This is a genomic window from Microcoleus sp. CZ3-B2 (assembly GCF_036705055.1).
In the GTDB taxonomy this organism is placed as follows: Bacteria; Cyanobacteriota; Cyanobacteriia; order Cyanobacteriales; family Microcoleaceae; genus Microcoleus.
In genome coordinates this window covers 112,038-121,712 of the sequence record NZ_JAUBTN010000012.1, presented here as the reverse complement: position 1 = coordinate 121,712, position 9,675 = coordinate 112,038, and the positions used below count along the sequence as shown (strand labels likewise).

At 44.7% G+C, this 9,675-nt stretch carries 5 protein-coding genes; all 5 read right to left on the bottom strand.

Annotation, left to right across the window (positions count from 1 at the left end; genetic code table 11):
* Positions 1-210: 210 nt before the first annotated feature.
* Positions 211-936 (bottom strand): transposase, encoded by a 726-nt coding sequence (locus tag QUA97_RS08060; protein ID WP_333194307.1) that lies wholly within the window; start codon positions 934-936, stop codon positions 211-213.
* A gap of 582 nt (positions 937-1,518) precedes the next feature.
* Positions 1,519-3,342, bottom strand: coding sequence for a calcium-binding protein (locus QUA97_RS08055; protein ID WP_333194305.1), 1,824 nt, complete (start codon positions 3,340-3,342; stop codon positions 1,519-1,521).
* A 720-nt stretch (positions 3,343-4,062) separates the two neighbouring features.
* The gene (locus QUA97_RS08050) at positions 4,063-5,229 is read right to left on the bottom strand and encodes a CO2 hydration protein (RefSeq protein WP_194070435.1); all 1,167 of its coding nucleotides are present in this window, start codon (positions 5,227-5,229) and stop codon (positions 4,063-4,065) included.
* 135 nt (positions 5,230-5,364) lie between these two features.
* The gene (locus QUA97_RS08045) at positions 5,365-6,879 is read right to left on the bottom strand and encodes an NADH-quinone oxidoreductase subunit M (protein WP_194070434.1); all 1,515 of its coding nucleotides are present in this window, start codon (positions 6,877-6,879) and stop codon (positions 5,365-5,367) included.
* Positions 6,880-7,302: 423 nt separating this feature from the next.
* The gene (locus QUA97_RS08040) at positions 7,303-9,177 is read right to left on the bottom strand and encodes an NAD(P)H-quinone oxidoreductase subunit F (RefSeq protein ID WP_333194302.1); all 1,875 of its coding nucleotides are present in this window, start codon (positions 9,175-9,177) and stop codon (positions 7,303-7,305) included.
* Positions 9,178-9,675: the final 498 nt, after the last annotated feature.

Below are 9,675 nucleotides of genomic sequence, written 5' to 3'. Positions count from 1 at the left end.
GCCCGATCGTATTCAAGAATTTGCTCAGGTGGTAGGTGAATATCAGTGCTAAATAATCAGGTATTTTTGATTTTACCCTTGGCTTGAACCTCAGAGATACAAGCCAAGCTAATTTCACACTTTAAACAACAACTCCCGACCACTAATGTATAAAGTGAAACTCCCGGTTTTATGTATTTAACAAAATTAAGACAACTCAAATCATTGCAGTCAACCTGTGCGATCATATTTGCGAGGTGCTCCCAGTTTATTGTGTTCACCTGTATAAAGATAACGTAGGTTAGCATCTACTCTTAACTTGCCAATAAAGTCTAAATTTAACTCCCGCACAGCATCCCAGAATTTAGAGCGATAATAATAGCCATCAGCCACCACATAACGTACAGAATTTGGGAAGAAACAACGAGTATTCTTCAAATGTTGTGCAGAGTTATCAACTCTTGTGATGTCAGGATTTGAGCTTTGAGCATCCGGTTTTTTGCGAGATTTTTTTGACCATCTATTCTGGGGATTTTGTGGCAGTTTTTTTTCGGGCTTTATTTGAGGGCGTGATGGAGTTTGTTGCACGCTTAAGCTATAAGATAAACGAGTCTCAATTTCGACAATAGAAATCACAGAAATTTCCAACCCCTGTTCGGATTTACCAGCTACACCATTATAAAAATAAGCTTTAACGTCAGTTGTTTTGCCACTTTTTCTTAAAAAAGAACAATCAATAACAGCAATGACTGTGTGTTCAGGATTTAAAGCAAGTTCCGTGAAAATATTGATTAAATTGTGGAAACTTAAAGCTTTTGAGAAAGTGACGACGGTAGGTTTTTCACTCAAACAACTATAACGACTGAGATTCGTGAAGTTGACCTTACCATAGACCAGCAAAATAGTTGAAAATAAAGTGATTAAAAACTTCTTTTGGGGTTGACTAATCCCTGGCATTTGTTGTAAGGTAGATTGAATAATGTTCCTAAGACAATCTGTTGAGCTTGTGTGTTTTTATAGCTTAACCTAAAAGAGCGCCTTTTTTTCTGTTCATTTTGGGTTCAGATTGCACTCACTTTTTTCGCTTCTCTGCTTTATTGCGTAAGCGTTGCTTGCCGAAGGCATCGCATCCTTCTTTAAAAACTCTCCGGAGTATTGAACTAAATGAGAGTGAAAATTAGGGAAAATTATTATTAGATGCAACTTGTGAAGCGCGCAGATATCACCTATCCAACTGACAGAGGTAGCATATCTTTAGAGCAAATATATTGATATACTTCCCGCGCGAGTCACCTGTGCAGTTATGCTGAAATCTGGAACTAGATGCTAGCTTTATCTGTAGGTATTACAGAAGGCGATCGCACGTTTTGAAACACAACTAAATGCGACTAATCAACTAATCTCCGTAAAAATTCATGAACTTAGGCAGGAGCAACCATTGGTAGGGATACTTTATGAATTGCCCTGCATAAGTCAAACTCAAAGGCGATCGCTTCTAATTCCACTCAAGTAGAACCCGCCAAGCCCACGCTATAAAAACTATACATTTACAAAAACATTTGCCGTAAGCTGGCTTTGAGCAACCCCTTGAACGATACCCAAATAGTTAGTACCGAGTTTAATAGCCGTAGCACTGACAGGAGATCCTCCATTCAGATTCAAACTTACAGCTTCAAAGGTGAGGCTGGCAAATGTATTCCCCTCAGTTAAACCAATTCTGTCCCCATTAAAGTCTACAATCACATCTGCATCTGCTAAGCGGGCTGCTGCCGCCTGCCCGCCGCCTAGGATAAATGTATCGCTTCCGCCGCCACCTGTGAGGATGTCTTGACCGCGATCGCCACTCAGTAAGTCGTCGCCGTTACCGCCAATCAGGACATCATTTTCTTTACCGCCCCGAATATTGTCATTGCCATCTCCTCCAGTGAGAGTATCGTTGTCATTGTTGCCGAATATCTGGTCGTCGCCAGCACCCCCGTCAATCTCATCCGACCCTTTACCGCCTGTTAAAGAGTCGTTGCCAGCCCCTCCGTCGATTGTATCGGCTCCTTGCATTCCGTTAATGTTATCAATGCCACTTGTCCCGGTAATATTGTCGTTGCCAGATAGCGCCAATATTTGTTTGCCAGCAGCAGCCGGAGGAAGTGATGACAGCAAAATATTGTCATTACTGTCTGAGAGGTTGTAAAACTGACCGCTAACAGTGTTTGCTGGTTGTCCGCTAGGACTCCCTGGGGCGGGGGCATTGATTGCAGGTGCCGCGATCGCTACAGTTGTACCAGCAGTTGGTGTTGGTGTCGGTGTCGGTGTCGGTGTTGGTGTTGGGGTTGGTGTTGGGGTTGGCGTTGGAAAAGAAAAAGGTGGAGGTATCGGTGTCGGTGTTGGTGTTGGTGTTGGTGGTGTTGGTGGTGTCGGTGTTGGTGGTGTGGGTGTTGGTGGTGTGGGTGTTGGTGGTGTCGGTGTTGGTGGTGTCGGTGTTGGAGGTGTCGGTGTTGGTGCGATAATGGGGGTGTCGCCACTCCGGGGGGTCAACGTGACAGTACCTTGAGGAACGGTGACCTGTAGGTTGTAATCAGCAGGGAGACCTCCAGCTTTAGCACCGGTGACGCGGATTCTGTAGTTAGTATTTGCTTGGCGCGGGACTCCACTAAGCTGCGCGTCCGAACCGCCACCGCTGTTATCATCGGAAACAACACTGCCAGTATTAACGTTGACGACTTCCACATAAGGGTCAAAGCCATTTGTCGTGCTGCTGAGGTTAATGGTGAGAGGTTGGCCCACCAAGGATGTAGTTACTAGAAATTCATCAGCAAGTGTGTTGCCACCACCGGGAGCTGGAAAAGTAAAGTCTTTGCTGCCCTCCAATTTACCAGTTAATGTAACGGCCGGGGTGTCGGTTAGAGGGCTGCCACTAAAGTCGCTACCTCGCGGAACTAAACTGATATCGCCCGTAGGAATGCTTACCTGTAAATCGTAGGGATGAGTAGGCGGCGCGGCGGGCAATTGACTAAAGCTGGTGACGCGGACTTTGTACTTAATGCCACCGGCAATTGTGAAAGAATTAGGAATGCTCGGATCGTCAAGACCAACATTGGCAGGCTGACCGGGTGCAATCACTGAGTTCAAATTAGCGCCATTATCGTCGGAATCAGCAATGACCTGACCCGTCTCGGCATTTATAACTTGCAGGAACGTGTCATATTTGGCGGAATCTTGAGCTGTAAGAGCAAGCGTGACAGGTTGCCCGATCGCAGATGTATTTAAGTCATATTCATCAGCCCGCGCGAAGCCGCCGCCGCTGGGAGCTGGAAAAATAATGTCATTGCCATCGAGTTGACCAGTTTTTGTATCAGTATTTGCCATTGGAATTGACCTCTCTAAGTAAAGTTGGAACCGAATGATGCTTTAATTTCCCTGACTCAGCATCGATACTGTTGGAAGTAACAGTAATTTGTCTGTTAATTGGCAGGTAGCTATTAATAGACAAGCCAACCTAAAGCAATAAGATATTGCTACACATCTCGCGCGAGTTACCTGTGCATTCATGCTAAAATCTGAAACTAGATGCTAGCTTTATTTGTAGGTTTTACAGAAGGCGATCGCACATCTTCAAACACAAGTCAATGCAACTAATCAACTAAATTCCGTAAAAATTTCTGAACTTACCCCGGGTAGACCAGTGATAGGATCTACTCCTAAATTACCCTAGACAAAATAGACTTTACAACTTAGTTTGCCACCCGTCATAAATTTTCTTCCTACGAGCGCGTCTAATAGACTGAACTTTGCATGAATCAGTTTATCTTTGGCTGATTAACTATCACTCTACTGTTTCCTATAAGCAAGTTCAATACTTCTGCTATTTGAATTATATATATATATATATGTGTGTTATAAATAAAACTTATTCAAATTGCATCGCCCTACTACTTGAGTTCGGACAGGTTAATTTGTTGTAAAAAAATAACTGCTACTTTTTCCTCGCACCAGCAGGCAAATTTTTACCGAGGTGCGCGACACTCCACCGTCACAAGCAGCGAATCAAATATTTCTCGCTGTCACGCACCATACAATTACTACTTTTTACCGTTCTGGGAACAACTGACAGGATCTGTTAGTTGGCTGATTTGCCCACTCCAAACGAGAATTGCCAAATCGATCCATCCAAGCTTCCAAATAAGCCCGATTAGCCTTTTTTTCCTCTGGATCTGAGGTATTCATCGGATGAGGTGCTAAACCCAAAATAGTCGAAGTCGTCACGCAAAACATCGACTTCTGAAAACTTTGGCAAATTTGCACGCGCACATCATCTTCGCCGCGACAACTACTGCGGTAAATTTCTTGCAAATAATCCGGCAGAAAATGCCGCATATCTTGCATTAATTGAGTGGGCGGAATGCCTGCGCCTCCGATGGGCAAAGGGTCAGCAAATAAGGCCCCGTAGCCAAAATCTTTTTGTTCTTCGGGGATTTGATGTGCTTGGGCGTTGTATGAAACTACTCCAAAAAATGCAGTACCTCGAAAGAAAATTGCCTCTACATAAGGGACTGCTACATCTGCTAAAAATGTCAAACCTGCCGAGGCTGGAATGATATCGTAGTCTCGATCGCCAATTTTGACGCTGTAGGTGATTGGTAGACTGGCGGCACCGACCAAACCTGCTAAGATAAAATCAACTACGTCAGCGATCGACTTAATTTCACCTGCTTCGTAGCGATCGGACAAATCGATAAATAAATCGCTCATTACCCGCCAAAACTGACCCAGCCCGGTGTAGTAAGCCAGCATCCGCACTTGTTCGGGCAAAAAATTAGGGAAGACTTTGTGCAGTCCCTGCATGAAAAAATTGCCTTTTAACTTAGCTGCGATCGCCTTTTGTGTCAAACTGCTAAATTCCGGGGAATCCAAATAACTGTCCAAACCCCCGCCGCCGTGCCAAAGCATGGTTCTCATCACATACTCAGCATACTCAAAATTAATGCGGTCGTGCCACAAATAGCGGATTAATTTCGGTCGAGTCACTTCTCCGTTAAAATATTTAAAAAACGGAAAAAGCACTAAGAATTGTTTTTCAGCGATGTAGTTAAGATTGAGGGAGTAGGCATCTAGAACTACACCGTAACTTTTGAGAATGCCGACTACTTCTACTACATTTTCCGTTGATTCTGGAAGCAAAGCTTTGCCTGATTCCAAGATGTCAATGTAGGCGGATAGAGGATGGGCAGAGGGTTTTAATACGGTAGTTGTCATTAGATTTCAACCTTCATTGAATAACTGTTTTATTACCGAGAAATTCAGAATCCAGAGCAAGGTTTGATTGTTTGGACTTCAGTCTTCAGAATTTGAAGAGGGCTGAAGTCCGAACGATCGCACCTACGGAAGATTTCACTCCAAGTTGTGAGCAACTTGTTGAACTTGTGCGGGCACAGCCGATACTAAGCCGATCGCAGTTTTCTCGCTCAAAGCTACTAAAACTCCAGGCTGCACTCCCATGATGGCGATAATTACTGCTAAAACCAGCGAAGGAATGCGATCGCGCCAGCGGACTTGTGGCAAATTCACCACCAAATCGGAAAGGCGGCCGAAAAAGGCGCGGTTGACCATAATTAAAAAGTAAACTGAAGTCAAACCAGTGCCGATCATGCAGAGCACAGTTTGCACTGGAAACACTGGTAAACTGCCCCGAAAAATCAAAAATTCAGCAATAAATCCCGATAACCCCGGAATGCCGGCACTTCCCATCACGCCGAGGATCATTAAACTACCAATCATCGGTAAACCGCGATCGGGATTGAACAAACCTTTGAGCACGTCGATGTTGCGGCTTCCAGATTTTTTGTAAACAATACCGACACTCAAAAATAGCAGCCCTGAAATTAAACCGTGGCTAACCATTTGCAAAACAGTGCCGATCGTACTAATCTCTGTAGCTGCGGCGCTAGCTAACAAAATGTAGCCCATATGAGCGATGGAACTGTAAGCTACAATTTTTTTCATATCTTTTTGGGCGATCGCGCAACTCGCCCCGTAAATCACGCTTACCACCGCCCAACTCGCCAACCAAGGCGCAGCCACCGCCCACGCATCGGGGAACAAACCCAAACCAAAGCGCAGCATTCCGTAGGTTCCCAACTTCAACAGCACCCCCGCTAACAGCACAGAAACAGGAGTCGAAGCTTCTACGTGAGCATCCGGCAGCCAAGTATGAAAAGGTACCAAAGGAATCTTAATTCCAAAAGCTAGTAACACCCCAGCCAGCAACACAAGTTGCCTCACCAAAGGTAAAGGCAATCCACCTTGTAAATGCGATGCACCCGCTGCACCAACCATATCGAAACTAGAAGCACCGCTGAGCCAAACTACTCCCAAAAAAGAAGCCAGCAAAACCATGCCAGAAAATGCAGTATAGATTAAAAACTTAGTAGCAGCATAACCCCGGCGCTCGCCGCCCCAAATCGCAATCAACAAGTAAAGCGGAATCAATTCTACCTCAAAAAACAGGAAAAATAGCAGCAAATTTTGAGATAAAAAAGCTCCCGTGACTCCACCACTAATTAACAGCATCAAAGAATAATAAAGTCGAGGTCTGCGGATCGAATCATCCGTAGCGTAAATAGCGACCCCTGTCAGTAGAGTATTTAAAATCACCAAAGGCAGAGACAAACCATCAACGCCGAGATTGTAATTCAATCCCAAAGCATCGAGCCAAGGAACAAATTCCGAAAACTGCAACTGACTCGTACTGATATCAAACTGAGCAGCTACAATCACCGAGAGAATAAAAGTCACGCCCGCAAGGACGAGAGAGGCATTCCGAACTACTTTAGAACTCACCGCACTGGGCCAGAACCCAATCAGAGCGGCGGTCAACATTGGTATCCAGATTAAAGCACTGAGCATCAATTCAAACTTCCCTTGTTACGCAGCTTTTAGAACTATATTTAACATTAACGCAAAGGAACTGCATAAAAAAGCGATCGCTCAATTTTCTTGTTAACATAGATGCCAATGACTCTGGAATCGTCCTATAACCTGAAGTATTAGCGATCGATAAGATTTGCCAATTAAATGGGATCATCTCATTTTTGCAAAAAATATCTTTTCTTGGAGTGCGAGCGTCCCCGAAGAGCGAGTATTATACACCTCGCTCTTCGGGGACGCTCGCATTACGACACAATTTCAATACCCGAACTTTTACCCGATGGGAAAATTCCGCTTGCACAATTGTGACCAATTGACATCAAATAAAATTAGAAAAAAAGCCGACAAACTCAAAACAATTCCTCTGCATTTATCCTCGTAAATCCGCCTTTCATTTGCGGTTCAAAAAAGCCAAATAATCAGCCCTAGCAACACAGCAACCCCCCCCGCAATAGTCAACACATAAAACTGCGACTGACCGGTTCCGCTGTACTTCAACCCTTCGCCGCTGAAAATTGTGGCAAAACCGAACAAATTCACCACCCCGTCTACTACGTACTTGTCAGTCCAAGCACTGATTTGAGCAATAGAAGCCACGGCCCAAACCACAGTCAAGCGGTAAACTCGATCGATATAAAAGTCGTAAGCAAACAAATCCTGCACCGCCGGCAACGGCAGCCGTACCGGTCTAGGTAAAACTCCGTACCAATAAATCGCCACCCCAATCGCAACGCCAATAAAGCCAGATAACATTAAAAGCGGAACATTTAGAGTTTTCAACAGCAAATTTAAAGTATCAAAATCCCCGGTTTTCGCCCAAGGCCCAGTCCAACTAATTAACAGTTGCCACCGCTGCAACATCCAAGGCACCAACAGCCCGATCACGGTCAAAGTTACCATCGGTAATGCCATAGTCCAACCGACTTCTGGAGCTCTGCGAGTTTTCGGCTGCGGTTTTCCTGCAAACACTAAACCGAATACGCGAGTTAAATTTAGGGCTGTTAAACAGTTAACCAAAAGCAATACAACTACCAACCACAAGGGCACTGTCCAAAAACCGTTGAGCCAGCGCCGCATCGCCCAAAAGTTACCCATTGGTAATAGCGCTACCATCCCTGAAGCGCCTACTAAATAAGCCATTGTTGTGGCAGGCATCTTTGACCACAACCCACCCATTTCTGTTAAATCTTGAGTGTTGGTTGTCAGAATCACTGACCCTACGCTCATGAATAATAGTCCTTTGGCGATCGAGTGCGCGAACAGCAGCAGCAAAGCAATATCAACTTCATTGAGCCCCACCGCGATAAACACTAAACCCAAAGAAGCACTGGTAGAATGCGATAAGGCTCTTTTGAGGTCGATTTGGGCGATCGCCACCAAAGAAGCACCAACCGCCGTCACCGCACCCAAAACCACCAACACCACACCAGTCACCGGCGACAGCGCTAAAACAGGCTGAAGTTTAATCAAAATATAAGCGCCAGCACCTACAACAACCGTATTCCGCATAATCGAAGCCGGGTTGGGCCCTTCCATCGCCTCGTCTAGCCACAAATGGAAAGGAAATTGAGCGCACTTGGCTGTAGGTGCAGCGATTAAAGCCAAACCTAAAAGAGTCGCCACTACAGGAGACAAAGTTGCAGTTTCCGCCCATTTTTCCAAATCGGAAAAATTCAAACTTCCCGCTAAAGTAGAAAGCGTCACTACTCCCATCAGCAGCGGTACGTCTCCTACACGCTTTGTTAAAAACGCATCTCTAGCCGCCGTTACTACCAGGGGTTGAGCGTACCAAAACCCGACTAGCAAATAAGTTGAAAGCGTCAGCATTTCCAACAAAGCGTAAGTTAGCAGCAGCGAGTCGCTAATGGCAATCCCGCTAATTGCTGCTTCAAAAAAACCCAGCAGCCCAAAAAATCGAGCTAGCGCCCAGTCTTTTTCCATGTAGCCGATAGCGTAAATTTGTGCTAGCAGACTCAGAACTGTAACTAACTCCATTGCTCCGACGCTGATGGTGGAGATTTCTATGGCAAAAGACAAATTTAAATCTGCTGCTTGCACCCAGTGTACGAGCAACTGTTGGGGGGGTCGATCCCACGTGGCTCTAAAAATCACCGTTCCGTGGATGAAAGCCAATACAGTCATCAACAAATTGAAGTAAGCTGCAGGTCTCGGCCCTGTGGTGCGAACGGTTCCTGTAGACCACGGCAAAGTTAAAATTGCGCCAATTAAGCCATATAAAGGAACCCACCAACAGGCTTGGAGGAGAAATTCAGTCATTTAATTTATCCTTGAAACTTTAAATTACTGGCTGCCTCGATCCAAAGGCAGTTCCGGGCGATCGCCCGACACCCTAAAACTTTGACTGAACCCGATCGTATAGTTCTGGCAAAATAATTTGCACCCAAAATTAACTATACATTAAAGCATCAAAAATGATAATTATGTGACTACAAAATTACTGCCTTCTCAGAATCGGCAATCAAAGAAAAAAAAGACCGCAGATTGGTAAGCACTGCCTTTTGTGTCTGTTTCCTCGCGATCCCCCTTTGGAAATCCCCAAATTTCTCAACGTCGATCGACCCTGCCTTCACCTACCGAACTCTACTTTTAAGGTATTTTTACTCACTCGACTCCCCGATCGCCACCCACATCTACTCCTCTGAATCTTAAGATTATTAAATAAATATTAAATTATTTTAAGTAACATAAAAATTTTTAATTTTTGTTATTAAACATTATGATGTTAGATTATATTGTCAAGGTGGACAGATTCCC